Raw genomic sequence first — 24,560 nt, 5'->3', positions numbered from 1 at the left:
CTGATGCCCGAAAATAAACTGATGGCCTTATAAAAGTTCAGCCCTACTCTGGTCTGGCTTTATAATTACACCTACTTTAAAAACGAAGATACTTAATTGTTAATATAAAACGACTAGTCTGCACACATCAGGAATATGGTTTTTAGTATCTCACAAATAACCAAGTTAAAACTGAGATGCGCTTACAAAGCAATATAGGTTGTGAGATAAGCTATTTATAGCCATCCCTCAGCTAAATAGAGTAACTTCAGCTGACTGGGTGAACCAGTTTCTTTCAATGCATCTAATTGCTCATTAGTAAGCTCGGGGCTTTTTCTAAGGTAGGTCGTGTGACCATCAAAATCGAGTGGTAAACTATAGGACAGTTTTATATTTATATCTTCTCCAGTCTTTTTATCTAAGGTTTGTACAGCAGGAAGTAGCCAATGATAATCTTCTGCTAATAGTTTTCTAAATGCATCATGACTCAACTTTAGGGCTTGGGTTGGTGCATTCTCTTGCGGTTGACCTGGCAGGAGGTGCTCATTAGCAGGTGAACCCAGTTGTTTTTTTAGCTCAATCCTAGCCAGTTCCATCATTTTTGCATCTGATGAATCACTATGGAGTAGCTCCTCATCGGCTCGCGGTCCTAAGTAGGTGAGCATGGCCTTAACTGAGGCGCTGTCCAACATACTGAAGCTGAAGTCACCTTTTTTATTACTTACCTCTAGTCTAGGAAGAATATCTGAAAGGTGTTTGTCCTCAAGAGTCGTGCTAGCCTCTTTTTCAATGGCATAAGTAGTGGCTTTTTTTACAGCCATTGGTAAGCCAGTCATAACGGCACTACCGACAAATTTTGGAAGAACCTCTGTGGCTAAGGGGGATACACCGATAGTGCCAACACCTGCAACACCAAAGCTACTTAAACCACCAAGTGTAATTCCTAAAGTGGCAGCTGTTGCTCCTTCTATGGCATGTTTAGCATGGCTAGAAATAAGTGCACTTTCGCTAACTCGGGCAAGACGGCTGTCTCGTCCAGGTAGTTGACCTATTTGTTGTACCTGGAGGTGATGGGCCTCATGATCACAGTGCTCAGCCGCTTTGTGTAGTGCACGTCCAGCCGTAACCAGCATCCCAACACCTGGCAACATCAGGTTGATTGCTGTATTAACACCTGTTGTGCGTAACTGTTCTTTACCTATATTGAGTAATTCACCTGCAAACCCATCCATTTTTCCAGGATACTGCTGCTCTAGGCATGCTTGTAACCGAGGATCTCGACTGACGTCATCAAACAGTTTTTTGATCTGTGGGAAGCTTGTCTGATCTGCCATAAGTTCGTTTAGCAGAGTAGTCACCTCGAGTAATTTTATCTGTGTGAGAGGTTCTCCACGGTAACCAGCGGGACTAAGTAGTGAGTAGGCGGTCAATGCGATCTCTGGGGGAGCAGAGTTTAACATTGCCTGTTTTAGATCAAGATGAGTTTTGATGTTCTCCTTATTAAAGCGATCAAAGTTAGACCGTAAAACATGTTCGCTTAAAACTGCATATTTGTAACCACGATGAGTTATGCCGGGTTCGCACACCTCCCCGCGTTTACTTAATACTCGGTCCTCACTGAAAGATGCTTTGGCAGAAAAACTAGATAAACTGGGTATTGAAGATGAATTGGTAGGTATTGCTTTCATTTTAGTTCCTTCTAAATACGAATTGCATCTCTTGGGGAAGAGATATTATTATCTAAAGTTCTCTGAGCAGAAAAAATGGCTAGTTTAGTCTGCCAGGTGAGGGCGATCTGTGTGATACTTAAAAGCCAATCACTCAAATCAATGAGTGTTAGTTGAGATAATGAGCGGAGTCCAAATAGTATAATTTGTCGGTCATCAGGGGCTAATGCAAGAATATGACCTTGAGTCGCAACAGATGCATAATTTGCGCTTGCGAGCAGTTCCAAGGTGTTCTGACGGAGCGTCACATCAGTTTCTAAAAAACCAATATTAGCAGCCAGCATGAGGTTTTTCTCTAGTTTATCGGGATAAGAGTGAGCTATGAAAGAGATAATTAATTTATCTTCTACCAGTAGCTGGCAACATCCGTTCTCATTAAGCTGTAGGAGAGGTAGGTTATAATTTTCTGAAAAATCATTGAGTATATATTGAAGGTCTTCCATCATGTGATACCTTTTTTTAAATGTGGATGTATTGAAAACCATATGTGTGAGGGAAACTACTATCTATGGTCGTTTTTTTATCATGTATAGTCATTAAGAAAGAGTGCTTTTAATTTTCTGGAGTTTTCATTTGTTATTGGTTGATTTGGTAATAAAATGGGTATCTATTGAGATACCCATTGAGGCTAATAACTAATTTGAGGATGGTCCAAAGGAGGCCGCTTGTGATACCAAAGAACCTAGGCCATTAAAACGCTTGTCTAGATACTTTACCAATAAATCTGTAATGAAATTATCGCCACTATTAGCACCTGAGTCTGGAACAGAGCTTATAATACTGGAGAAGTTAATATCTCGACTGTCCTCTTGTGGTACTCCGATTCCCATCATAGACAAGCCAAACAAGTATTCGTCTACAATAACGGAGGGGAGTGACTCATCCCTCAAAATATACTCATACATTGGTGTTGGCTGTGCCTGATGGGAGAGATTATAGACATTATTAGCATACTCCATAATTCTACCAACTCTTCCTGAATCTGGGTTTGTATCTTCAACCTTTATTTCTTGTTGATAAAATGGGACTACATTTATTTGAAATGCATCTGTCATCATATAATTGAAGGTGGTAGTAAAGTCACCATTGGCCTTATAATCCCACACATAACTAATCTTTGGTTCATATAAGTAGTTTTTAATCGGCTTTTGAACTGGTGGTAGAGGGCATGTAGAACACTGCGTAGAATTTATAGCGTATGTTTTTACCTCTTTGAAATCTGTTTTTTCTTTATCGGTATAAGTGATAACAAATGCGCCGATAGGGCTACCAATAGAGGGGTCATCAAAGTTAATCCCATCAAGAGGCTGCCTTGACGCATTGACATTTTTTTGCATAGCAATAAGAAGGTTGGTGCCAATCCCAAACTTATTAACTACTGAGGCGCGGCCGCGTTCATCTCTTTCTGAGACGACAAGGATCCATTTTCCGGCCATTGGAAATGTGGGTGACTTTACTTTAGCGCTAAGCGAATATTTTTCAGCAATCTGATCTTTAGTGCCTGATACACGATCAAGTCCTTGGCTAAACAGAACTATGGCCTTTAGACGTTTTTTCCCATCTACGCCCATTTCATACTTAAAATAATGGCTGCCAACAATGGCATTATAGATACTATCTTCATCGTACCCACTGTCGCCGGTTTTGAATAGCATATTTACCGCCGATAGTTCATCTCCGTTGTAGGAAAATTTGTATGACAACTCATTCGGAATTACATTGCCAAAGACATCCGCTCCCTTTGGTTTCACGATAATTTCGTCTTGAGTCCAATTAGTTGATGCAAAGGAATTAGCACATGCTGAAGACAATAGCATTGCTATGGCGACTCTCTTAATAGTGAATTTCATACAATATCCCTTATGTTTAATATAATTATTAAGCAGTGATTGAATCTGCTCGGGAATTAAATCATTAAAAATTACTAGATAGTGTGATAACTATCACGTAATTATCAACTGATAACCAAGAAAATAAATGGTGTGTTAATTGTCAATATTTGGATTGTTGTTTTTAGACGAAAAAATAAAAAAATACGACCTGTAGTTATATATGGAAGATTTTATAAGTGTGTGAACTCAAGTGGATAGTATCTGCTGGTGATTACCAGAAAACATCGCTTTACTTGTAGATGCTCGACATGGCCGTTTAACAATTGATGCGTCTGACGGAAACTAACGAATCACACATACTGCTAAATTTGTATTTGCTGCCACAGCGGGATAGTGCTTATAAACACTGCTTCATAAACTACGGCTGAATATAGAATCCTCGTAGAAAATCCATAGCGCTGTATAAAAATACAGTCTAGTGGTAGAATGCTACGACTTTTTATCAAAGGTATCAGGGGGTAGCGTGCGGGTATTTTGTAGGGAATGTGGGGAGTTGGGGCGCATCACCAAAACGCACCGCCTGAGCCGTGATACCTCGGACCTGTATTGCCAGTGCACGGACGCGGAATGCGGGCACAGCTGGGTGTCTCAGATGTCATACAGCCACCCATTGAGCCCATCGGGGCGTACGACCAGCCAGTTGGCATTGAGCCTTATCAACTCGCTGAGCCAAGAGGGGCGACAGGCCCTGCAGCGGGAACTCAACCTGGGGCAATGAATAAGGGGCGCATAATGCGCCCCTTATTGATTTTTTAATTATATGACATGTTGCGAGTATCAAAGACAAGTGGGTATGACATGGTACTGGTACCTGTCGTTTTATAGACTTTTTCATCAAATTGCAGCATGACACCCGTTGTGCGAGTGGATTCTGCATAATCATGGTCATTGGGAACTCCAATGAACTTAGCCCCTTTGTGAGTCACTAAATCTGGGTGGCACTCCGCCAGAGTCGCGGCATCAATCAAGTCAATGTCAGTGATGGTGTATGGCTGTACAACGATCTGTGCATTTGACTTGATGGCACATGCCACATGTTCTGTTGCAGGGAACTCGAATCGACTGATGGTGACCGGGACAGGGTACGTATTAAAAAACTTCGCGGAGATGACATTGCCATTTCTGGCAGGAATCAGCCCGCTACGTTTCTCTTCCCATTTGCTCATATCCAGAGGGGTTGATGTTCCTGGTTTCGCAACAAATGACTTCACATTCGCATCGCTATGTGGAGTTTGTGAACATGCGCCCAATGCAAGGGATGCCATCAGCAAGACAATGTTTTTCATAGATCCTCAAGAGTCACCAATAATACTCATTTGAGTATTTTTGCACCGTATGGGCTTTAAAATCAATGAAAACATGAGCTCTGCTGCGCTTTACTTACCGGCCAGCATAAGAGGGTGACAGACTTTGCTAGTCATGAATTTTTTGCAGGTTCTGTTAAACGACCATTCCGTAAGGATATAGCTGCCTCCTAACTATTTATCCAGCAGGGGGCACTTCTGAGGGGCTTTAGGGCTATATCCTGCGAAATTGGGATCCAGTCTTTGTCGCTTTTATAGGTCCATTTGGGTATATTTGGCAATGTCCTGTATTTGGGCACTCAAGCCGCGCCACTACCAGTGGTCTTGGCTGAATTTTAAACAAATCGTCATAGGGAGTTTTTTATGAGTGGCACAATTAAGCTACCTCACACTTGTCCTCAATGCGGGACTGTAGCAAAAACGGCGCAAGAGCTTTTGACCCTGTTTGGTCTGCGGACTCAAAGTGACGCGGTAACAAAGCAAAGTCAGTGCAAGAAGTGTCGCTAGTGATTAACTAATTTAATTCAAGTGGGGCTATTGGTCCCACTTTAAGCTCCCTCAGGTCAATCACCAGTCTCGTTACAACTACGCTCAGTTCTGATCCCTTGTCGGTCGAGCCCTAGGGCTCGAGTTTGCGAAAGATTCTTATCTGCTTTTTGGACTGAATTGCCAAGACTTGCTCTGATAGGCCATAGCGCATCAGTAGACTCCAAATACCAGGCTAGTGCTGGAAAGGAACTGACCGACATGGGGAGCGAGTTATGGCTTCCAAGGTGGATATCTCTGATATAAGAGTTCGTGCGGAGTACAATGGAAAATACTGCCCTGCAAAACAAGACATCTTACAGGATAATAGGTAGAAAAAAGGGGCATCAATTTAATGTAATACCCCTTATGCTCAGTGATAATGGATACCAGAAAACTGTATCGATTATCTCAGTAATGCTGAACCATTGCGTAGCTTATGGTCATGATCGCAGCTCCTAAGTTACCGCTTTATTGGCGATGAGCTGATATGTTTACTTCTGCATTTAGGACAATAATCTGGAGTACCAAACCCAGCTCTGCTAGTCCACTCATACTTACAATCTGAACACTTAGCTCGATATACAACTGACATTACTTACCATACCTCTAGTAGGTTATTTAGACGTAGACGATTTAGATTCTCGCTCGAGACGCTCTTTTTCTTGACGGGCGGCAATGCGACTGCTAGCCCGCTCTCCGATTTCTATGGCTCTCATTCGCTGTTCTTCGGTAGCATCAGCTTTATTTAGAATCTTTTCACTCGAAGATTTCAGCATGGTGTCAAGACCCGTTGTCGTCGCATACTGAGCTACATTAACTACTCCCTTGCCTAGTAATTTAGCTCCGGCTATCGCCGTCTCTTTGGCACCAAAAGCATCCTTAACTTCATCAAATGCTTTTGATAAATTAAAAAAACCCATACGCATCAACCCCCTAACAGAAAATATATCCATACAAACTATACTTAGTATAGTGCACCCAAATAATGCAATTTTCACAAAAAAAACCCAAATGACGCCACTGGTCACATAATCGCGATTTGACTACGTTGGCATCCCATACCAAAACGAATTGGTTTTTGTTATTGGGTTCCCGACTTTGAAGTGTGCATAACGTGTTTTATGGTAAGCACGGATCTACATTCTTTACTTTTCTGGTCTAGTTATGCCAGTAGCCGATCCGCCACGAATGCGATGGTGTCGCCGCCGCCCTGGGTCATGGCATCGGCTTTGCTCATCAGGTGAGTGAGTATCACCTCTCGATGCTCTGGACAAACGTCGGCCAAGTGCGCCCTCGTCGTCTCAGCAATGAGGTGGTGCACATCTGGTTTGCGTGCAGTTGAGCGCTGGCCATCAGCTGGTAGCCCGAAGAACTCGGCATTACTGATCGCCTCCTGGCGGCGTTCGAATGGTGGTAGTGGCCACGTCCGCAGGTCGACGGTATCGCGCAGCCGGTTAAGCTGGACGCGGGCTGCCTCGGTATCCCCATCTCCTAGGGCATTCAGCAGCGCCAGGGCATCCTCGGTGCCGGCGGCCTTCATGCTTGCCAGCCAGGCTGCTGGATCTCCTGACTCGGCCAGTAGGCCCCGCACGTCCTTGAGTTCCGCCTGGCGTTTTGCCTCCCGGCGTCTGGCTTCGGCTTCAATTTGATACGGTGATGGCTCGTTTGGTGATTCGAACGGATGCTGTTCGGTCACTTTCAACTCACCATCCCGGATGCAAACTGACCGGTCCCCCGCTCTGACAATCAAGCCGCGTCGGACCATGGCCACTTCTTCACCGCCTAGCCCCAAATGGAATAGATTTATACCGCCCAACGGATCCTCTTTAGATCCTTCGAGATCGTCGCGTACAGTTGTTGCCAGAGCTCCAAGGGGGGAAAGACCCTCGCGTTGCTCGCAAACACTTAACTCGCTGTACTCGTCTAGACTCCAAAACCCGCTACCCTGGGCCTCAGTGGTTCCCTGTGAACCGCATTTGCGCAGCACCCATTCCCCCACGCGGGTTTGCTGGATGAGGCCGTCAGCGGCCCGCACGCCCACAAGCTTGGTTTGCAGTTCGCCGTACTGGTTGTAGTGCTCGGCAAGGGCAGTGCGGTGGATGCTTAGGGGACGTTCATCACGGCGGCAGCAGGGGCCGCCCATGGCCTGGGTGAAGTTCTTCCAGTCCACCGCGTCGGCATAACGCCGGCACTCTTCCATGATGGGGCTGGCCAGAGGAGCAACGACGATCCCCTTGGCCTCTTGCAGGCGGCCAGGAAGGCGGCGCAGTTCACGCCAGATCCCGACAGGCGGGCCCTTCAAGGGCTGGAACTGGCGTAGGCCCCAGAGCGAGGCCCAGGCTCGCACCCGGCGAGCGCCTTCGGTGGCGGCAGTCTCGGCCTCCAGATCGCCTTCGTCGCCGACCCGGTGGCCGTCGATGTTCTTGGCGATGTACTTGACGATATAGCCCACGGCGCCGCCCTTCTCCTTGTCCATCACCTTCCAGTCAAAACGGGGCGTGATGTCGCTATAGGGCTGCTTGCTGTCTGGATGGCGCTTGCGCTCCAGGTCGCTTTTGTCATGGCTCAGGGCGTAGCGCTGCAAGATGCCGATCAGGCGGTGCTGGTGTTCTGGTTTGACCCAGATCAGCAGGTGCCAGTGGGGTGTGCCATCGTGGTGGGGTTCGACCACCCGAAAGCCGAAATAGTCGATGGGGTCTTCCACCAGGAATTCCCCCCGCCGGGTCAGATTGCGGTCAAGGGCAGAGCGGCAGCGCTTCCACAGCTCGCTGATGTAGTGCTGCGCATCACGGGGGGAGGAGCCGTCGTGCTTGGGGTTCTCTGTTGTGCTGTCGGCCTTGCCGGCTTGGGAAGCCTTGACCGTCTTCCAGGGGTGAAAGCGGCTCGGCGCGGTCCAGGTGAAGAACAGGCCCACATACCCCATTTCGTCAGCCACATCAGAAAAGCCGCGGGCCCGCACCACCAGTTCATGGCGGCGGTTCTCGGGGTTGGCGATGGAGGCTTTAACCGCCTCCTCCAGGCTGATAGTGATGTTGTCTTCGGCGTTATAGGCTTCCATGTCCTTGAGCCAGGCGGCGGCCATTCGCTGGCGCTCGACAAAGGCTTGCAGGCCTTGGCTGGACACGTAGGCAGATACGCCTTTGCGCACCTTGCCGAGCAGGATGGCGCAATGCTCGTTGTATTGATCCCATATCTTGCGCAGGCGCCTAGCCCACCATTTTGGATCGAGCCAGCGGATAAGGTGGTGGGCGATGAAGTCGTCGCGGCTCTCGGCCGTTCTGAACTTGGGCAGGCGGGGCAGCATGCCCCAGGCGTCGAGCGGTTGCTTGCACATGTTCCACAAACGGATCGGCGACACCTGCTCAGCGCCGAAATTGGTGGCGGCATTACGCAATCGGGTGACCCGCTCGACATAGTTGATTGCCAGGCACTCGCGGCTCTCCTTGGTGCGAAGCTGCTCGAGGGGCTCGGGGATGACATTCTGCACCTGGCGCAGGGTGGTGATACGGCTTGATAGCCAGTGGTTTGCCTCTTTGGTGATGGCCACCCCCTTGAGTACGTCAGGGGCGCGGTGACGGCAGTAGCCCACGAACAGCTCAGCGCGCAGGTCTTTGGGCAGTTGTACCCCCGTCCCCCCGTTTTCGCGAGGGATCGGCCGCTCCAGCAGGTCAAGCACCCAGTCCAAATCGTAGGCACCCTGGATCCCGACAAAGTAGGAGCGGACGGCCGCGATCTGGCTATCGAGATCGAGCGCGGCCGCAGGGCGGCGAGCAGGCGGGAGGCGTGAATGAGTCAGGGAGCACAGCGACACGCGACGCGTGTTCATGATGGCTTTAGCTTGGGCCTTGACGGCTGTGGCCAATTTCCAGGCAGCGTGCTGCCTGGGTGGGATGGGCTTGGCGTCGAACAGCTCGGCGTAGTAGTCCCGCATCAGAATGGCAGGGGCTCATCACAGCGCAGGTGGGCAAGATACCGCTCCTGGTGAGCTACGGTGTATAACGCTTCGATGCGGGCGCGGCGTTCCTCCCTGCATTCAAACAGCAAGCGGCACCGGGGGAATCTGGGATTTGGTAGGTGAGCTTTTCGCAAAGCCAGGAGCTGGTGCTGATATTGGCGAAGGGTTGCCAGCTTTATCTTGGCGATGGCGGACAAGGCGGCAATATCGGCCTCCGCTTCCGATTGCAGTGTTGCAAAGTCCGGGGTGTTTGGCTGTGGAGAGCTCATAGGGTGGCACTCCCCATGGTATGCCGAGGCGTGAGGGCGACAATCACCGTGCGGGCATGATTGATCTGCTTGCGCGCTTCTTTGCACAGGGATAGGGCCAGCGCCACACTGGCACGCGGGCGAGGAGACAGGCAGCGATAGCCGAGTAACTCGCACTGATAATGGCGCAAGCGGGCCACATCTTCGTGCCAGACTTCCCACCACTTATCTACAGGGGAGAAATCAGGGCGCTGGAATATCCCGATAATGTTGAGTAAATAGTGGGCACGGGCTGTTCGCCCACTGATCCTGCTGCGCGCTTCTTGAATGCGGAAACGCTCTTTACGGCAGGCTTTCAGATAATCCCTTGCACGTTCTTTGTCACGCGGATGGCGAAAGGCGAGCAACCTTGTCTGATACTCGCGCAAATGCTCTAAAAATGTGCTGAGTGACTTCTCGTCGTATACGTTCTCATAGTGAAGACGGGCAATCTCGTCAGGCATGCTGCGTTGAGCGTCTCTCATCTGATCACCTCCCCGAGCCCATGCAGCGGGGCGCACTCTTCCCACCAGTTGCCGATCTCGGTGGCAAGCCAGGTTTCCCCTTGCCCCAGGGCCAGCCAGTAGATGGAGCGGATCGCCCCCAGGGCCAGGAGCTCATCAGTGTCTGTTCTGGAGCAGCCGCTGGTGTCAATAAATTCAGCTCTGTATACCAGCCAGCTCATATACAACCCGCTTTTCGGCGAGGCTGACTCAATGGCGTCATGCTCGTCATCGTCTCCGCTGTCATCATCCAGCAGCGCATCCAGGCGGCTGGTTACAACCAGCTGGATCTGGATGTGTTGCGGACCAGACTGGACGCAACCCATGCAAACTCGATTGTCATCTGCTCGGGCAGCGAACATGTCGGCCAGCATCCCCTCGATCAGCTTGGGGGCCTGATGGGCGATCTTGATTGCGTCGCTCATGAAGTTCTCCTAATGGATGGGGCCACCGGAGCAGCCCCTTATGGGATTAATGGGGTTGGGTCGGGCGTACTTGCTCAGGGATGATCAGTGAGCCTTTCATTAGCCAAACGGTGTAATCAGACAGGCCGGGAGTGTTGATGATGCGCAGCAACAAGCCACCCCCAATCTCCCGATAGCCCAGCTCGTAGTTCTTGAGCGTGGTGGGCGGGATATCCAGCTGTGCAGCAAACTTGGGGCGACTCAGTCCCAGGGTTTCGCGCAGTTGGCGCAGGCGCTGGCGGGTGCTGTCGTTGAGGGCAGTCATGGACGGCATTTCGGTGTTTGGCATAGACATGGTTAGGCTCCTTGGTGGGTACTGATGCGATTGATGTGACCGAACAGGGATGCCCAAACCAGTGCATTTGCACGTTGGGTCAGAATTGTCAGGTCTTGAGCTGAATAGTGCTGACCATAGGGGCCAGCTAAACGGCGGTGCTGGATCTTGCGGTTGCGCAGCGCGCAGGGGATTGCTAAAGTTGTCATGTCAACTTTCCTTGCTAGGTTGTTGATAAGAGCCCCGTTAGGTGTTTGCTGCACCGTTGATCGGGGTTTTCTTTTGCCCGCTATTTGCGGTGTTCTGCCCACTGACAATCTCAGTCAACAGGGTTTTCTTCTTATCCAGCCGATCGGCTGATCTTGTTTCCTCTTCTGGTTGCCGTTCCGGTAAACATCCGGTGTGCCACTCGTATTCCGATATGCGCCCATGAAACAGATGCTGTAACCCAAGCGCTATCACAGCCTGGCGGATCGACTCTCTGTCAGCCCTGCCGATGGGCAATGCCTGACCCGCTAACGCAATTGACAACTGAGCGATGTAACAGACAGCTTCACGTTGTTTTTGATTTGCCTCACGCCAGTAGCGCGGTACTTGGGATTTGCTTTGAAGAAGCTGGGCTCTTAATAAGGCTGGGTAATTCTCTGCAGCACTCATGCGTAACCCCTTACATCGCCAATGCAGCAAGAGGTGACATCACCTGGAATCGCTGCTCGACATCGTTGATGAGAAGAGCAACAGAACCCATCGCCGCGGTGGCGATACTCATAAAAGAGCTGTGTTCGTTGCAGGTGATGCGGCCCCGTTCCGTGAGCTCCAGGGTACGCTGGCCGATATTCGCTATCTGTGAGTTCAGTTGGATCACCTGGTGAGTCAATGACGGGGCGCGCTCGGTACTGGGGATCGCGACAGCAGTCAAGCCGCATTCCAGCAACAAAGCATCAAGCAGAGTTTCGTCATGAGTGGCGTGGTAGAGCGCAATCAGATCTTCACCTGAAAGCTTGTGTTTCTGTGCCTGATTGAACTTGTTACGCAGTACATGGGCAGACATGCCAATACTGGTGGCCACCCGCTCTACGTTGTGATCCTTCGCGAAGCTGGCACAGGCTCCGCGGTAGTGGGGGTGTAGGCTTTTAGTGATATTCGACACTCTGATATCCCTCCAAAGGTCGCTATGGTTTGGTGGCAAACGAGCCACAAACCGAGAGGTGTTTATGCAGTTCATTCAGACACTCAGCCCAAGCCATGCTAGCCAGCCATCACGGATTTCCTTGGGCCTGCTTTCGAAGGCTAATTTCAGCCCCGCATTCCAGGCGGGCAGGTATACGTAGTAGTCACCCTTGGCATTGGGGTTTCCTGGGACCTTCATTTCTACGCCGGGTAGCTTGCCCACTTTGATCATCTCCACCACGGCCTTGCGGGTTTTGCCGATGGCATGGGCAAACGCATCGGCGGTCACGGCATCGGTGTGAACCAATGAAGGGGTGAGACCGACAGCAAACTTGGCGGGCACCTCGGTCTGACTGCTCGGGGTTTTGGTTGGATCACTCATATCTGATAACCTCTCTGGTTGCCCCTGCCGGCTGTAGAGAGCTTTCAGGGGATTTGGCGACCTCAATGGTCATGTGTCATTTATAGTAATTATTACGAGATATGATAATGCCGTCAATCACCTCAGGAGAGAAACTGCGTTTAATTCGCGAGTCGGAGAGACTGAATAGAAAGGAACTAACTGATTTAACAGGAATTAATTACACAAGTTATTGCGGCTATGAGAGCGGTAAAGCACAGATGTCTTTTGAAGTTGGAGCAAAACTTTTCAAGTTTGAGCGATTTAGGAAATACAGAGATTGGTTCATGTTTGATGAAGTTTCACCCGAATCCGGCCAGATCGCGCCGGTTCTCGCACACGTTGGGCAGGAGGGCAACGACTCATCCCTCTCAGACCAGAAGACTGGTTAACCCTTCATTGGGCGTTTATTGATGTCATAGAAACTATGGGCCTGTGTTATCGGGCCAGTGTCGGAGAGCTTCGCTATGTCGATTAAGAAGCTCGATGATGGTCAGTACCAAGTGGACGTCAGGCCGACGGGTCGCAATGGAAAGCGGATCCGGCGGAGGTTTTCCAAGAAACACGAAGCAGTTGCCTATGAGCGGCATGTGCTGGCAACACAACATGACAAGCCCTGGCAGAGCAAGCTCGCAGATGCCCGCACACTGGTCGAGCTCATCGAAATCTGGTGGGCGCACAAAGGGCAGTATCAAAAATGGGGCACCCATGCACGCCGCACCTTGCTGCGGGCAGATCGCTATCTGGGTGAGGTGCGGGTCAATCAGCTTGATGCCCATACCTTGACTTTGTTGCGCTCACGTATGCTTGCCGCAGGCATAACCCCCAATAGCGTCAATCGCCTGGTGGTGGAGTTGAGTGGTATGTTCAACTTCCTCATTGAGGGGGGGTTCTACCGCAGTGATAACCCGATTCGGGAACTGAAGGCTTTGAAGGTTGCCCCTAGAGAGATGAGTTACCTCTCTCCACTTGAGGTCCAGCATTTGTTGGCTGGGTTGATCGGGGATGATCGAGGAATTGCTGTGCTATGCCTGAGCACCGGCGCACGGTGGAGTGAGGCTTCCACGGTTCGGGCTGAGCATGTAGTCAACCGACGGGTGACGTTCGTGGCTACCAAGAACGGTAAAAATCGGACGGTCCCCATCAGTGCAGAGGTTGAGGCTCAATGGGTGGCGAACAAACGAGGGGTGTTGTTTCCCACTGCAAATTACCTACGGGTACGAGAGATGTTGAAGGCTGTTAAGCCTGATTTGCCCAAAGGGCAAGCCGTGCATGCACTACGGCACACCTTTGCCACCCACTTTATGACGAATGGCGGGAACATCTTGGTGCTGCAACGGATCCTGGGTCATGCCACTATCCAGCAGACGATGACCTATGCTCATTTCGCCCCTGATTTTTTACAGGATGCCGTGCAGTTCAACCCGCTGAAAGGTGGAGCCGGTTAGGTGTGGAGTGTCCACACGATTGACCACACCTGACCATTCATGAGGGGGAATGAAAGCTCATCAGAGCTTCTCGCTTGGCTGAAGGAATACTGCTGTAAGCCAGACATAGCAAGGCGTCGCGCTGTATTCCTTGGGTTTGCAGGGATGAGTAAATCTGATGGCAGAGTGCATAAAAAGGCGCGTTGAGCGCCTTTTTTGTTGCAATAGGCAATCGCTTAAGATAACGCCACCCAAGGGGCACTTTTCTGCTAGAATATGGCCCCTGTGTGAGTCCCGGATGGACTCACGGTCTGGTATCCTGGGCCCAGTTTGCCGTCTTGTGCTAAGGCGGCTGTAGCAATAGGTTAATCATGAGTTTTGCCGATAGTTTATTTTTGCTGATGTTGCTGGTTGCCAGCAGCGTGTTCTTCTCGCTTTCCGAGATCTCCCTCGCCGCGTCCCGCAAGATCAAGTTGCAGGTGATGGCCGACGAGGGCAATCGCCATGCCGAAAAAGTGCTGGCACTCCAGGCCCAGCCGGGTAACTTCTTTACCGTGGTGCAAATAGGCCTCAACACCGTCGCCATCCTGGGCGGTATCCTGGGCGAATCCGCCCTGAACCCCGCCATCAAGGCGTTTATCTCCGGCTTCTATCAGGGCCCCTGGCTCTCCCAGATAAGCTCAATAGCCTCCTTCGTGTTCGTCACCGGCATGTTTATCCTGATAGCGGATCTGATGCCCAAGCGTCTGGCCATGACCATGCCGGAGCGGGTTGCCGTGGTAGTGGTGCGGCCCATGCTGCTGTGCGTGACCCTGCTGATGCCGCTGGTGTGGTTCTTCAATGGCCTGGCCAATGCGCTGTTTCGCCTGCTGCGGGTCTCCATGGTGCGCAACGACGAAATCACCTCGGATGACATCTATGCGGTGATGGATGCGGGCGCCGAGGCGGGGGTTATCCAGCGCGAAGAGCATCAGCTCATCGAGAACGTGTTCGAGTTGCAGTCCCTCGGTGTCACCTCAGCCATGACGGCGCGCGAGAGCCTCATCTACTTCACCCTGCAAGAGGGCGAGGAGAGCATCAAGGCCAAGATTGCCGAACACCCCCACAACAAGTTCCTGGTGTGTGATCACAACCTCGACAGCATCAAGGGCTTCGTCGATGCGAAGGAGCTGCTGATCCGCGTCATCAGCGGCCAGAGCATCGATCTCAACAGCGGCTCCCTGGTGCAGAACGTCATCATCATCCCCGACACCCTGAACCTCTACGAGGCGATGGAGTACTTCAAGAACCACAGAGGCGACTTCGCCGTGGTGATGAACGAGTACGCCCTGGTGGTGGGCATCGTCACCATGAATGACCTGATGAGTACCGTCATGGGTGAGTGGGCCACCCACGTGGTGGAAGAGCAGATAGTGCAGCGGGACGAGAATTCCTGGCTGGTGGACGGGGTGACCCCCATCTCCGACGTGATGCGGGCCTTCGACATCGAAGAGTTCCCGGATGCACAGAACTACGAGACCATCGCCGGCTTTATCATGTTTATGCTGCGCAAGATCCCTAAGCGCACCGATTCGGTTAAGTACGCCGGTTACAAGTTCGAGGTAGTGGACATCGACAGCTACAAGATTGACCAACTGTTGGTCACCAGAGTGGAGCCCATCGCCGCCGAGAAGGCTGCGGACGCGACGGTGTGATCGGATACCCGGCTCCTCAGGCGGGCCGGGTGTCCGATATCGACAAGATTGACCAGTAGCTGGTCACCAGAGTGGGACCCATCGCGACCGCAAAGGTCGTTCAGGAATCGTAAAAGGAGTTATCAGCAATCATGCAGATGTCGTTTCGTTCTCGTGCACTGACGTGTGTGGCATTGGCCCTTGCGCTGGGTGCCTGCAGCCAGAGCGCCCCCCGCAAACCGGCCACAGTGGCCAAGCCGGCGGCCCCCAAAGCCGCCGTGGTAGTACCGCAGCCCGATCCCGATGCCAAGGTGCAAAGCGCCGTGGCCGAACCGAGCCCGGTGTTCGATGAGGAGTATCATGGCCCGGATCAAGGATCCTTGGAGTCGGTGACGGCGCTGTTTGCTCGTGGCTATATCGAGTCTGCCATGCGCGAGACCATGCTGGCCGCCGTGCACAGCGACTACCCGCTGCTCGGCATGCGAGACGTGCGCCTGACCGATCCAGTCGCCAAATTTCTCACCTCGGCCCAGGCGCGCACCACGGCGCATGACTACCTCTATGCCGGCGTACAGCGCAGGCTGGGTCGCCCGCTGAGCCCCGCTCAGTGGGAGCAGATCTGGCAAGGCTTCCCCCTACAGGGGCGTGTCTCCGACTGGGTCAAGCAGACCAAGCGGGTGCTGGCGGGGCGTTAAGCTGCCCTGAGCGGATAAATGATGAGGCCACCCCAGGGTGGCCTCAGTCATATGGGTGGCGAAGCGCTATCAGGAAGAGGCGGGGCCAGCCGGCTTGCCAAACAGCACTCTGCACTTCGCTTGCCAGGGCAGACCACGCACCTCGCGCAGCATGTCGCGCCACTCGTGGAAGGTGAGGGTGAGCGGGTTGAAGCTGCGCACCGGTTTGGTGATGCCGAAGCGGCAAGGCTCGCCGGGATCTTCTTCTACGAAGGTGCCAAACAACCTGTCCCAGATGATGAGTACCCCGGCGAAGTTGCGGTCTATGTATTTCGCATTGCTGGCGTGGTGCACCCTGTGGTGGGAAGGGGTATTGAAGATAGTCTCAAGCCAGCCCAGCTTGCCCACCACCTGGGTGTGGACGAAAAATTGGAAACCCAAACTGAGCAGCACGGTGGCGACCACGGCCTCGGGTGGGAAGCCGATGACGATCATCGGGATCCAGAACAGCCACATGCCGGAGATGGGGTACATCAGACTCTGGCGAAAGGCGGTGGAGAGGTTGAGTCGCTCGGAGCTGTGATGCACCACGTGAGAGGCCCACAGCCAGCGCACATGGTGGCTGGCAAAGTGGAATAGCCAGTAACAGAGGTCCTGCAGCAAAAACAGCAACAGCAGGCTCCAGAAGTTGAGCTCGATATCAAACAGCCGCCAGCCCCAGAGGGTGTCGTAGAGGTACGCGATGGCGATGGCCGCCAGCGCATCCCCGCCCTGGTGCATCAGCGCCAGCGCCCCGTTGGCGAACAGATCCCGCCATTGGTAGGTGGCGGTGGGAAAGGCCGCCCCGTGCTTGCGCAGATAGAACATCTCCCAGCCGATGAAGGCCAGAAAGACGGGGGAGAGATAAAGCAGCAGCAGTTGCACATCCATGTGATACACCCGGTTGGACCAGTTGGGTTCCAGCATACCGAAGGAATTTAAAAATTCATTAACATTTCACTCCGCCACCACGGCAGGCCTCTACCGCCCTGCCGGGGATCCTCGCTTACACTGGAAGAGAGGGCGCCCCGGTTGGGGCGTGCCATGAGCGGCAAGGTGTCAGGTGGGGAGGCGCGATGAAAACGACATATGTTTACGTCATGCTCGGCCTGTTGACCGCGAGTGCACAGGCGAATGACAGCTTCAACAGCGAGCTGAGTCATTTTGCCGGCGGCGCGGCCATGGGGGCTGGGTTCACGGCTATCGCCGATCATTACGGCTATCGGGAGCATCGAGGCTGGATTGGCTTCGGGGTCTCCACCGGTCTTGGGGTGGCAGGGGAGCTGATCGAGCTGGCCTCGGGCAAGGGGGATTTCTCTGCCCTCGATGCGGGGGCCAATGCGCTGGGGGCCGCCGTGGGGGCCTACAGCACGGATCGCTGGTTTTTGGCACCCGTGGTGCAGCCAGAGTCTCACTATGTGGGGTTGGTGAGCCGTTACCGTTTCTGATGGCTGACTGTTTAAATGAACGAAGGGAGCCTGGGCTCCCTTCGTTGTTATGGGCTCATAACCGACTCATAGCACCTGACTCAGAAATTGGCGCAGGCGGGGGGAGGGGGGATTGTCGAAGAAGTCGGTGGGTTTCTCATCCACCAGCAACTCGCCGCTCTCCATAAACAGTACCCTGTCCGCCACCTCGCGGGCGAAGCCCATCTCGTGGGTCACCACCACCATGGTCATGCCTTCTCGGGCCAGCCCCTTCATCACGTCCAACACTTCACCTACCATCTCGGGATCCAGCGCGCTGGTGGGCTCGTCGAACAGCATGATGCGCGGCTGCATGGCAAGTGCCCTGGCGATGGCCACCCGTTGTTGCTGACCGCCAGAGAGCTGGGACGGATAGCTCTCTGCCTTGTTGGCAAGCCCCACCTTGAGCAGCAGCGCCTTGGCCCTGTCCAGCGCATCGCTGCGCGACAGGCCGCGTACCTTCTGGGGCGCGAGGCTGATGTTGTCCAACACGTTGAGATGAGGGAAGAGGTTGAAGGACTGGAACACCATGCCCACCTCTTCGCGCAGCTTGTTGACATCGCCGGGCTCGGTCAGGCAGATGCCATCGATGACGATATCACCGTCGTTGATGGTCTCGAGCTGATTGAGGGTGCGCAGGAAGGTGGATTTGCCCGAGCCACTGGGGCCGACGATCACCACCACTTCCCCTTCGGCGACCTGGGTGCTGACGTTTTTCAGGGCATGAACGCCGCCGGCGTAGATCTTCTCGACCCCGGTGGCCTTGATGATGGGATCGGCGCCATTGCGCTTGTTGGGTGTGGGATCAGTTGCTGCGCGCATATTTCACCTCCAGACGACGCACCAGGAAGGAGAGAGTGCCGGTCAGCACCAGATAGAGCAGGGCCACGGTGAACCACACCTCGAACGGACTGAAGGTGGAGCTGACCACCTCACGGCCGGCCTTGGTGAGATCCGTGATGGAGATAACCGAGACCAAGGAGGAGTCCTTGATCAGGTTGATAAACTGGCCGGCGAGCGGCGGCAGTACCCGCTTGAATGCCTGCGGCAAGATAATGTAGCGCATGGTCTGGGCGGCGGTCAGCCCGAGGCTGCGGCCCGCCTCCATCTGCCCCTTGTGGATGGAGCTGATACCGGCGCGCACGATTTCGGCCACATAGGCACCGGTAAAGACCGCCAGCGCCGCGACCCCGGCGGTGAAGCGATCGAGGTTGAGTACCGTGCCGATAAAGAAGTAGACGATGAAGATCTGCACCAGCAGCGGGGTGCCGCGGATGAGTTCCACATAGGTGACAGCCAGGTTGCGCAGGGCGGGATTGGGGGAGAGCCGAGCCAGCCCCGCCAGGGTGCCCAGCAGGATGGCGAAGACGCCAGCCACCAGCGAGAGTTTGACCGTGACCCAGACGCCCCAGGCGATGGGGCCTGCGGTCCAGCTCAATTGTGTGTCCAGGGTATCGCCGAGGAAGATGGTGTCCCCTTCGGCTACCTGGGTGCCGCTGGCGGCGATGGCTTGACGCTGATGGGGGTCGGCATCGTTTTGCAGGAAGAGGTGGCCCTTGTCGGTGACCACGGTGCCGTCAAACTCGGCATAGTTCTTCTGTTCGGCCTGATAGGCGATGTACTGGGGAATGCGTTCCCAGCGCCAGGTGTAATCCACCGATTGTACGGCCTTGTAGATGCCAAAAATGGCAGTCAGCAGCAGCAGCAGGAAGACGCCTTGCCAGAGCAGCTGATTGGGTTGTTTTTCCATCTGTCTTGTGGATTTGGGGTTGATCACTGTCACAACCTCTCTTGTCGTTATTGTGTGGGGTCTGCGTGAAGGGGCGGCGAGCCGCCCCTTGAGAGGTTATTTGAGTTGATTCAACCAGCTGTTGGATTCAAACCACTTCTTGTAGAGACGGTCGTAGCTGCCGTCGCCCTTGATCTGGCGCAGGTAGTTGTTCAACCAGTTGAGGGTGTCCTGATCGCCCTTGCGGATGGCCCAGGCCAGCGGCTCGAAGGTGAACGGTTTGTCCAGATGCACCACGGCATCCTTATTTTGGGAGGCGAAGATGGCGTTATAGGGCAGGTCATAGATGAAGGCATCGACCTTGCCGTTGATCACTTCCAGCTTGGCGTCGTCCTGGGTTTCATACTGCAGCAGGGTGGCTTTCGGGATCATGCGTTTGACCGCCTGCTCGCCGGTGGTGCCGAGTTTGACCGCAATCTTGTACTTGGGATCGTTTAAGTCACTGAAGGACTTGATCTCGCCCGCCTTGTCCTTGCGCAGGACTATGGTCTGACCGACGACGATGTAGGGGTCGGCGAAGTTGACGCGCAGGTTACGTTGGGGGGTGACCGTCATGCCACCCATGATGACGTCGAACTTGTCGGTCAGCAGGGCCGGGATGATGCCGTCCCAGGCGGTGTTGACGAACTCTACCTTGACCCCCATCTCCTTGGCGACCATCTTGGCGAGATCCACGTCAAAGCCGATGTACTGGCCCTGTTTGTTGGTCATCTCGAAGGGTTGATAGCCGGCATCGAAGCCGACCCGCAGCACACCGCGCTCCAGCACGGCGTCAAGGGTGGAGCTGGGGGCGGCGGCGTTGGCCAGCCCGCACAGCAGCAGGGTAGAGAGAATGAGTTTTTTGATCATAGGTGACGTCTCTGTCGAAAGTGTGTTCGGCCTTGAACCTGATCCCGTGCGACTCCATGGCACAAGAGACTGCTGCATCCGGCAACAGGCAAGACAGGATTATTGTCTTGAGTTGGGCAAAAGCCCCATATGAGATTCCATGAGGGGAGAGCTGAGTGAAAAATGTACCAAAAGTCGATTGTGTCAGATGACTCAATAAGTTAGTGAACGTTTTTCCTCGCGGCTTGGCTCATAAAACCACATGAAAACAACATATCTATCTAATGGCACGGGTTCAAGTGCAAAACGCCATCAGGGTCACTTTGCGGTGCTTTCACGGCGATGGCGGGGATCAAACGGGCTTGTTTGCGCCCAACGGTATCGCCAGATGACCCCGTTGGTCGTGGTAGGTGCAGCGCAGATGAGAATTATTTGATGAAGGAGCAGGGCCCCTTCTGTGTCTTGCCCTGACCTTCCAATATACTCAGCCATCCTCACAGGAAGGTCTGGGTATGAACACCTCACTATTGCTCGAACTGGATGTATTCACGCTGATGCTCATGGCGTTGGGGGGCTATGGACTTGGGTTCATCACCCTCTCCATCATTTGGGCAACCCACAGGGAGATCCCCGGTCTCGGGCTCTGGTGGTGGTCCAGCCTGTGCGCCCTGGTGGCCCAGTCGCTGTTCTTCCTGCAGGCCTTTGCCCCCAACATCGCGGGGATCTGGCTGGCCAACCTGCTCATCACCTTCTGCATCGCGCTGATGCCGCTGGCCTTGCAGCGCTTCTTTGGCCAGGCCCCGAGTTGGCGGGCGTTCACGCTGTTTATGCTGGTCTATGTGGTGGTGCTGAGCTGGAGCGTGTTGTTTAACGACGACATGGCACCCAGGGTGCTGCTGGCCTGCCTGAGCTACATGGTGCTGGGGGCGGTGATCGTGCGGCAGGTGTGGCGTCACGGCTATCCGGCCTATCTGCCCGCCGTGCTGGTGTTCACCGTGGTCAACATTCTGCTGTATGGCTTCAATCTGGTGCGAATGGGGGCTCTGTTCAGCGGTGATGTCCAGGTGTTGATGGATCAGCATGCGGTCAATGTGCTGCCTTTTCTCTCCATGTTGATGGGTAACTACCTCTCCACCTTCGGTGTCTTGCTGCTCTGCACCCAGTACCGGGCGTTGGCGCTGCGCCAGCAGGCCAGCCAGGATCCCTTGACGGGCTTGCTGAACCGGCGCGGTTTTATGGCACGCGCTGGCAAGGCGAGCAGGCGCGGGGCGCTGGTGATGCTGGATCTGGATGATTTCAAGCAGATCAACGACCGCCACGGTCACGAGGCGGGGGACAGGGCGCTGGCGGCGGTGGGCCGCTATCTGGCCAGCCAGCCTGGGCTTATCGCCAGCCGCTTTGGCGGTGAAGAGTTTGTGCTGTTGCTGGCGGAGCGCGATCCCGCCGCCCAGCAGGCGCGCTGCGAGCAGATCTTGCAGGGCATAGCGGCGCTGCCGCTGGATGGGATGAAGATCACGGCCAGCATCGGTCTGGTTCCCTGCCTGAACGACTGGCACTTCGATAGCCTGTTCAGCCTGGCCGATCGGGCCCTCTATCAGGCCAAGCGGACGGGCAAGAACCGGGTCTGCCAGAGCGCCTGAAGTTCTATCTGTATTAACTCGGTTCGGCGAGCAGGGGGCGCGGCGCCTGGGCCTTGAGGAAGGGCAGCAGCAACAGGGCGGAGACGCCGGCCGCCACCGAGATCACCACGAAGAAGCCGTTCCAGTGCCAGATCTCCATCACCTTGGCCAGGGGATAGCCCGCCAGCGCGGCCCCCATGTAGGCGAACAGGCCGACGAAGCCGGTGGCGGCGCCCGCGCAATCCTTGTGGGAGCACTCCGCCGCCGCCATGCCGATCAGCATCTGGGGCCCGAACACGAAGAAGCCGATGGTAAAGAAACAGGTCGCCTGCATCACATAGCTGAAGAAGGGCATCAGCCAGAGTGAGCCCACCGCCAGCAGGATCCCCACCGCAAAGATGAGGTTCATCGGTCCCCGGTTGCCGTTGAACAGCTTGTCTGACCCCCAGCCCGCCACCAGGGCGCCGATAAAGCCCCCCACTTCAAACATCGAAATGGCCGAGTTGGCGCTCATCAGGTTGAAGCCGCGCTGCTCGGTCATGTAGAGGTTGCCCCAGTCGTTGATGGCGGTGCGCACCACGTAAACCAGCACATAACAGCAGGCCAGCAGCCAGATGTAAGGGTTGCCGAGCACGTATTTGCGCAGGATCTGGCGTGGCGTGAGACCGGCATCCTGGGTCTGCTGGGCGATTTCCAGCGCATCATTGCGCCACTGGCCGACCGTGGGCAGCCCCAGGGTGCTCGGGGTGTCACGCAACCGCCAGCACAGGAAGAGCCCGACCAGGATGGCGATGACGCCGGGCACTATCATGCCGTAGCGCCAGCCATACTGCAGGGCGATGGTGCTGACGATGAGCGGGATCAGCGCCCCGCCCACGTTGTGGGCCGTGTTCCAGGCCGACCACCAGAAGCCGCGCTCGGTGCGCGAATACCAGCTGGTCAGCAGCTTGGAGCAGGGGGGCCAGCCCCAGCCCTGGAAGAAGGCATTGGCAATCCAGAGCGCCGCGAACAACCAGAGCGATGACGAGAGCCCGAACAAGATGTTGATGACCCCGGTCGCCATCAGCCCCAGCCCCATGAAGTAACGGGGATTGGCCCTGTCGCTAATGATGCCGGAGACGAACTTGGAGCAACCGTAGGTGAGGTAGAACAGGGTCCACAGCATGCCGATGTCGGCCTTGCCCAGCATGCCGCTCGCAAGCATATCCGGCATGGCGAAGTTGAAGCTCTTGCGGGTGAAGTAGAACACCGCGTAGCCCAGATACATGGTCAGCAGCAGGTGGATGCGCCAGTGGCGATAGGTGGCATCGATCTCGGTCTGATCCCGCAATGGCGGCGCGGCTGGTCGGCTCTTGATAAAGCTCAGCATGGAAAACCCTTCTGGAGTGGGAACTCAGCCATCTGGGCTCTCCCGTTTGCGACTGGGCAGGCTCAGGGTCAGCTGGGTGCCGTGCAGGCAGGAGAGCTGCAAGGTGCCGCCGAGCGCCTGTACTCGCTCGCGGATGCCGAGCAGGCCGTAGCCCTGGGGGGCTTGCTCGGGCAGGCCGCAGCCGTCATCTTCCAGCAGCAGTTGCAACCGCTCGCCCTGCTGGTGGGCCTGGATGCGGACCGAGCTGGCATTGGCGTGTTTCACCACGTTGTTTAGCCCCTCCTGGCAGACCCGAAACAGGGTGACTCGCTGGGCATCGGAGAGCGCCTCATCTGTCAGCTGCCACTCGAGCCGGGTGACGATGCCGTTACGTTCGAGTTCGAGCTCGCGCAGCAATCCCCGCACCGCCTGCTCCAGGCTCATGTCGTCGAGTTGGCGCGGACGCAATCGGCCGAGCAGGCCGCGCACCGCGTCGTAGATACCGAGCGACAGGGTATCGATGAGGGCGCTGCTCTGGTCGACGCCGCGGTTGTCCGGTGCCAGCCGCCGCACTATCCCTGCCTGGGTGCGAATGGCGGTGATGGTCTGGCCGATGTCGTCATGCAGCTCGCGCGCCACCTCCTTGCGGATGCTCTCCTCGGTCTCCAACAACCGCTCGGTGAGTTGGCGATTGTGGGCGAGCTGACGGGTCAGCGCCTGGTTGAGTTCGCGCTGGCGCTGGATGCCGGCGCCGAGCAGCAGGCCGGTCAGACTCTGGGCCAGCAGCGAGAGCAGCAGGTCAAGCGGATGTTCATGCCAGGCCTGGCCCGCCATCAGCGCCACCGTGTTCATCAGGGTGGCGAGCAACGCCCCCTGCCAGCCATAACGCCAGGCCATGGCCATGATGGGGATGGCGAGGCAAAACGGGGTGAAACGCACCAGCGAGTCCGGCAGGCCGAGCTGCAGCCAGAGGCTCAGCACGAACAGCAGCAGATACCAGAACAGGTGGCGAAAACGCCAATCCACCGGCTGATCGATCAGCGCCGGGCCGAGGGGCACCCAGGTGGCGCGGGTCAGGTAGTGCCAGATCAGCATGCAGGTGGAGGTGAGGGTCAGGCCGCCGGTCAGGGTCAGCAGCAGGGCGGTGAGGCCATCCTCCCCGGCCAGATGCCAGAGCAGAGATTGCAGCCCCGCCGCCACCGTCACGGTGGCGA

Annotated in this window: 26 protein-coding genes; 7 read left to right on the top strand and 19 right to left on the bottom strand. The window is 54.7% G+C overall.

Features of this window, described 5'->3' with window-relative positions:
* Positions 1-215 precede the first annotated feature (215 nt).
* The 3 genes from BN1137_RS20600 to BN1137_RS20595 form a co-directional block, all read right to left on the bottom strand.
* Positions 216-1,667 carry a hypothetical protein gene (locus tag BN1137_RS20600; protein ID WP_050720385.1) on the bottom strand — a complete coding sequence of 484 codons (1,452 nt, stop codon included), beginning with the start codon at positions 1,665-1,667 and terminating at the stop codon, positions 216-218.
* A gap of 11 nt (positions 1,668-1,678) precedes the next feature.
* The gene (locus BN1137_RS22150) at positions 1,679-2,149 is read right to left on the bottom strand and encodes a type III secretion system chaperone (RefSeq protein WP_198150690.1); all 471 of its coding nucleotides are present in this window, start codon (positions 2,147-2,149) and stop codon (positions 1,679-1,681) included.
* A gap of 192 nt (positions 2,150-2,341) precedes the next feature.
* Positions 2,342-3,556 carry a hypothetical protein gene (locus BN1137_RS20595; RefSeq protein ID WP_050720384.1) on the bottom strand — a complete coding sequence of 405 codons (1,215 nt, stop codon included), beginning with the start codon at positions 3,554-3,556 and terminating at the stop codon, positions 2,342-2,344.
* Positions 3,557-4,061: 505 nt separating this feature from the next.
* Here BN1137_RS20595 and BN1137_RS22145 point away from each other — a divergent pair.
* Positions 4,062-4,316 carry an ogr/Delta-like zinc finger family protein gene (locus tag BN1137_RS22145; protein WP_083443497.1) on the top strand — a complete coding sequence of 85 codons (255 nt, stop codon included), beginning with the start codon at positions 4,062-4,064 and terminating at the stop codon, positions 4,314-4,316.
* A gap of 34 nt (positions 4,317-4,350) precedes the next feature.
* Here BN1137_RS22145 and BN1137_RS20590 read toward each other — a convergent pair whose 3' ends face one another.
* From BN1137_RS20590 to BN1137_RS20540, 10 genes are all read right to left on the bottom strand, one after another.
* On the bottom strand, positions 4,351-4,884 hold the full coding sequence (locus BN1137_RS20590; RefSeq protein WP_157433880.1) for a hypothetical protein: 534 nt from the start codon (positions 4,882-4,884) through the stop codon (positions 4,351-4,353).
* A gap of 1,160 nt (positions 4,885-6,044) precedes the next feature.
* Positions 6,045-6,383, bottom strand: coding sequence for a hypothetical protein (locus tag BN1137_RS20585; RefSeq protein WP_157433879.1), 339 nt, complete (start codon positions 6,381-6,383; stop codon positions 6,045-6,047).
* Between the two features lie 209 nt (positions 6,384-6,592).
* Positions 6,593-9,256 carry a replication endonuclease gene (locus tag BN1137_RS20580; protein ID WP_198150689.1) on the bottom strand — a complete coding sequence of 888 codons (2,664 nt, stop codon included), beginning with the start codon at positions 9,254-9,256 and terminating at the stop codon, positions 6,593-6,595.
* A gap of 394 nt (positions 9,257-9,650) precedes the next feature.
* A complete protein-coding gene (locus tag BN1137_RS22955) occupies positions 9,651-10,157 on the bottom strand; it encodes a hypothetical protein (RefSeq protein ID WP_232306989.1) in 507 nt (168 codons plus the stop codon).
* A complete protein-coding gene (locus BN1137_RS23200) occupies positions 10,154-10,600 on the bottom strand; it encodes a hypothetical protein (protein ID WP_408605560.1) in 447 nt (148 codons plus the stop codon). Before BN1137_RS23200 ends, BN1137_RS22955 begins: the two co-directional genes overlap by 4 nt.
* Before the next feature lie 46 nt (positions 10,601-10,646).
* Positions 10,647-10,928: a helix-turn-helix domain-containing protein gene (locus tag BN1137_RS20560; RefSeq protein ID WP_157433882.1), complete on the bottom strand. Its 282-nt coding sequence runs from the start codon at positions 10,926-10,928 to the stop codon at positions 10,647-10,649.
* Positions 10,929-10,936: 8 nt separating this feature from the next.
* Positions 10,937-11,122: a hypothetical protein gene (locus BN1137_RS20555; RefSeq protein ID WP_050720379.1), complete on the bottom strand. Its 186-nt coding sequence runs from the start codon at positions 11,120-11,122 to the stop codon at positions 10,937-10,939.
* A 37-nt stretch (positions 11,123-11,159) separates the two neighbouring features.
* Entirely contained in the window at positions 11,160-11,570 is a 411-nt protein-coding gene (locus tag BN1137_RS20550; protein ID WP_050720378.1) for a hypothetical protein, read from the bottom strand.
* Between the two features lie 10 nt (positions 11,571-11,580).
* The gene (locus BN1137_RS20545) at positions 11,581-12,063 is read right to left on the bottom strand and encodes a phage regulatory CII family protein (protein WP_232306987.1); all 483 of its coding nucleotides are present in this window, start codon (positions 12,061-12,063) and stop codon (positions 11,581-11,583) included.
* 75 nt (positions 12,064-12,138) lie between these two features.
* Entirely contained in the window at positions 12,139-12,465 is a 327-nt protein-coding gene (locus BN1137_RS20540; RefSeq protein WP_083443495.1) for a Cox family DNA-binding protein, read from the bottom strand.
* Between the two features lie 107 nt (positions 12,466-12,572).
* Here BN1137_RS20540 and BN1137_RS20535 point away from each other — a divergent pair, with 107 nt between their 5' ends.
* From BN1137_RS20535 to BN1137_RS20520, 4 genes are all read left to right on the top strand, one after another.
* Positions 12,573-12,875 (top strand): helix-turn-helix domain-containing protein, encoded by a 303-nt coding sequence (locus tag BN1137_RS20535; RefSeq protein ID WP_157433878.1) that lies wholly within the window; start codon positions 12,573-12,575, stop codon positions 12,873-12,875.
* 75 nt (positions 12,876-12,950) lie between these two features.
* Positions 12,951-13,931 (top strand): phage integrase, encoded by a 981-nt coding sequence (locus tag BN1137_RS20530; RefSeq protein ID WP_050720376.1) that lies wholly within the window; start codon positions 12,951-12,953, stop codon positions 13,929-13,931.
* 350 nt (positions 13,932-14,281) lie between these two features.
* On the top strand, positions 14,282-15,604 hold the full coding sequence (locus BN1137_RS20525) for a polyamine export protein PaeA (RefSeq protein ID WP_050720375.1): 1,323 nt from the start codon (positions 14,282-14,284) through the stop codon (positions 15,602-15,604).
* A 131-nt stretch (positions 15,605-15,735) separates the two neighbouring features.
* A complete protein-coding gene (locus tag BN1137_RS20520) occupies positions 15,736-16,278 on the top strand; it encodes a hypothetical protein (RefSeq protein WP_050720374.1) in 543 nt (180 codons plus the stop codon).
* Positions 16,279-16,347: 69 nt separating this feature from the next.
* Here the strand turns inward: BN1137_RS20520 and BN1137_RS20515 are convergent, their stop codons facing one another.
* Positions 16,348-17,187, bottom strand: a complete 840-nt coding sequence (locus tag BN1137_RS20515; RefSeq protein ID WP_050720428.1) for a sterol desaturase family protein — start codon at positions 17,185-17,187, stop codon at positions 16,348-16,350.
* A gap of 185 nt (positions 17,188-17,372) precedes the next feature.
* Between BN1137_RS20515 and BN1137_RS20510 the strand changes: the two genes are divergently transcribed.
* The gene (locus tag BN1137_RS20510; protein ID WP_050720373.1) at positions 17,373-17,744 is read left to right on the top strand and encodes a hypothetical protein; all 372 of its coding nucleotides are present in this window, start codon (positions 17,373-17,375) and stop codon (positions 17,742-17,744) included.
* A gap of 66 nt (positions 17,745-17,810) precedes the next feature.
* On the opposite strand, the gene BN1137_RS20505 is transcribed toward BN1137_RS20510, so the two are convergent.
* From BN1137_RS20505 to BN1137_RS20495, 3 genes are all read right to left on the bottom strand, one after another.
* Complete coding sequence (locus BN1137_RS20505; RefSeq protein WP_050720372.1) at positions 17,811-18,584, bottom strand: amino acid ABC transporter ATP-binding protein; 774 nt, start codon at positions 18,582-18,584, stop codon at positions 17,811-17,813.
* The gene (locus BN1137_RS20500) at positions 18,568-19,512 is read right to left on the bottom strand and encodes an amino acid ABC transporter permease (RefSeq protein WP_050720371.1); all 945 of its coding nucleotides are present in this window, start codon (positions 19,510-19,512) and stop codon (positions 18,568-18,570) included. The genes BN1137_RS20505 and BN1137_RS20500 overlap by 17 nt, the downstream gene beginning before the upstream one ends.
* A gap of 96 nt (positions 19,513-19,608) precedes the next feature.
* Positions 19,609-20,400, bottom strand: coding sequence for a transporter substrate-binding domain-containing protein (locus BN1137_RS20495; protein WP_050720370.1), 792 nt, complete (start codon positions 20,398-20,400; stop codon positions 19,609-19,611).
* Positions 20,401-20,891: 491 nt separating this feature from the next.
* Here BN1137_RS20495 and BN1137_RS20490 point away from each other — a divergent pair, with 491 nt between their 5' ends.
* Complete coding sequence (locus BN1137_RS20490) at positions 20,892-22,019, top strand: GGDEF domain-containing protein (RefSeq protein WP_050720369.1); 1,128 nt, start codon at positions 20,892-20,894, stop codon at positions 22,017-22,019.
* A gap of 13 nt (positions 22,020-22,032) precedes the next feature.
* Here BN1137_RS20490 and uhpC read toward each other — a convergent pair whose 3' ends face one another.
* Together uhpC and uhpB are read right to left on the bottom strand one after the other, a co-directional pair.
* Complete coding sequence (uhpC, locus tag BN1137_RS20485; protein WP_050720368.1) at positions 22,033-23,367, bottom strand: MFS transporter; 1,335 nt, start codon at positions 23,365-23,367, stop codon at positions 22,033-22,035.
* Positions 23,368-23,391: 24 nt separating this feature from the next.
* On the bottom strand, positions 23,392-24,560 hold a 1,169-nt coding region (uhpB, locus tag BN1137_RS20480; protein WP_050720367.1), incomplete at its 5' end, for a signal transduction histidine-protein kinase/phosphatase UhpB.

Source organism: Aeromonas tecta, assembly GCF_000820185.1.
GTDB classification, from domain to species: Bacteria; Pseudomonadota; Gammaproteobacteria; order Enterobacterales; family Aeromonadaceae; genus Aeromonas; species Aeromonas tecta.
This window is presented reverse-complemented; position numbering and strand designations above follow the sequence as displayed.

Bases quoted from the DNA above. Each gene is read 5' to 3' on its own strand.
- BN1137_RS20600 (WP_050720385.1), bottom strand. From the start codon at position 1,667: ATGAAAGCAATACCTACCAATTCATCTTCAATACCCAGTTTATCTAGT.
- BN1137_RS22150 (WP_198150690.1), bottom strand. From the start codon at position 2,149: ATGGAAGACCTTCAATATATACTCAATGATTTTTCAGAAAATTATAAC.
- BN1137_RS20595 (WP_050720384.1), bottom strand. From the start codon at position 3,556: ATGAAATTCACTATTAAGAGAGTCGCCATAGCAATGCTATTGTCTTCA.
- BN1137_RS20590 (WP_157433880.1), bottom strand. From the start codon at position 4,884: ATGAAAAACATTGTCTTGCTGATGGCATCCCTTGCATTGGGCGCATGT.
- BN1137_RS20585 (WP_157433879.1), bottom strand. From the start codon at position 6,383: ATGGATATATTTTCTGTTAGGGGGTTGATGCGTATGGGTTTTTTTAAT.
- BN1137_RS20580 (WP_198150689.1), bottom strand. From the start codon at position 9,256: ATGAACACGCGTCGCGTGTCGCTGTGCTCCCTGACTCATTCACGCCTC.
- BN1137_RS22955 (WP_232306989.1), bottom strand. From the start codon at position 10,157: ATGAGAGACGCTCAACGCAGCATGCCTGACGAGATTGCCCGTCTTCAC.
- BN1137_RS23200 (WP_408605560.1), bottom strand. From the start codon at position 10,600: ATGAGCGACGCAATCAAGATCGCCCATCAGGCCCCCAAGCTGATCGAG.
- BN1137_RS20560 (WP_157433882.1), bottom strand. From the start codon at position 10,928: ATGCCAAACACCGAAATGCCGTCCATGACTGCCCTCAACGACAGCACC.
- BN1137_RS20555 (WP_050720379.1), bottom strand. From the start codon at position 11,122: ATGACAACTTTAGCAATCCCCTGCGCGCTGCGCAACCGCAAGATCCAG.
- BN1137_RS20550 (WP_050720378.1), bottom strand. From the start codon at position 11,570: ATGAGTGCTGCAGAGAATTACCCAGCCTTATTAAGAGCCCAGCTTCTT.
- BN1137_RS20540 (WP_083443495.1), bottom strand. From the start codon at position 12,465: ATGAGTGATCCAACCAAAACCCCGAGCAGTCAGACCGAGGTGCCCGCC.
- BN1137_RS20535 (WP_157433878.1), top strand. From the start codon at position 12,573: ATGCCGTCAATCACCTCAGGAGAGAAACTGCGTTTAATTCGCGAGTCG.
- BN1137_RS20530 (WP_050720376.1), top strand. From the start codon at position 12,951: ATGTCGATTAAGAAGCTCGATGATGGTCAGTACCAAGTGGACGTCAGG.
- BN1137_RS20525 (WP_050720375.1), top strand. From the start codon at position 14,282: ATGAGTTTTGCCGATAGTTTATTTTTGCTGATGTTGCTGGTTGCCAGC.
- BN1137_RS20520 (WP_050720374.1), top strand. From the start codon at position 15,736: ATGCAGATGTCGTTTCGTTCTCGTGCACTGACGTGTGTGGCATTGGCC.
- BN1137_RS20515 (WP_050720428.1), bottom strand. From the start codon at position 17,187: ATGGATGTGCAACTGCTGCTGCTTTATCTCTCCCCCGTCTTTCTGGCC.
- BN1137_RS20510 (WP_050720373.1), top strand. From the start codon at position 17,373: ATGAAAACGACATATGTTTACGTCATGCTCGGCCTGTTGACCGCGAGT.
- BN1137_RS20505 (WP_050720372.1), bottom strand. From the start codon at position 18,584: ATGCGCGCAGCAACTGATCCCACACCCAACAAGCGCAATGGCGCCGAT.
- BN1137_RS20500 (WP_050720371.1), bottom strand. From the start codon at position 19,512: ATGGAAAAACAACCCAATCAGCTGCTCTGGCAAGGCGTCTTCCTGCTG.
- BN1137_RS20495 (WP_050720370.1), bottom strand. From the start codon at position 20,400: ATGATCAAAAAACTCATTCTCTCTACCCTGCTGCTGTGCGGGCTGGCC.
- BN1137_RS20490 (WP_050720369.1), top strand. From the start codon at position 20,892: ATGAACACCTCACTATTGCTCGAACTGGATGTATTCACGCTGATGCTC.
- uhpC (WP_050720368.1), bottom strand. From the start codon at position 23,367: ATGCTGAGCTTTATCAAGAGCCGACCAGCCGCGCCGCCATTGCGGGAT.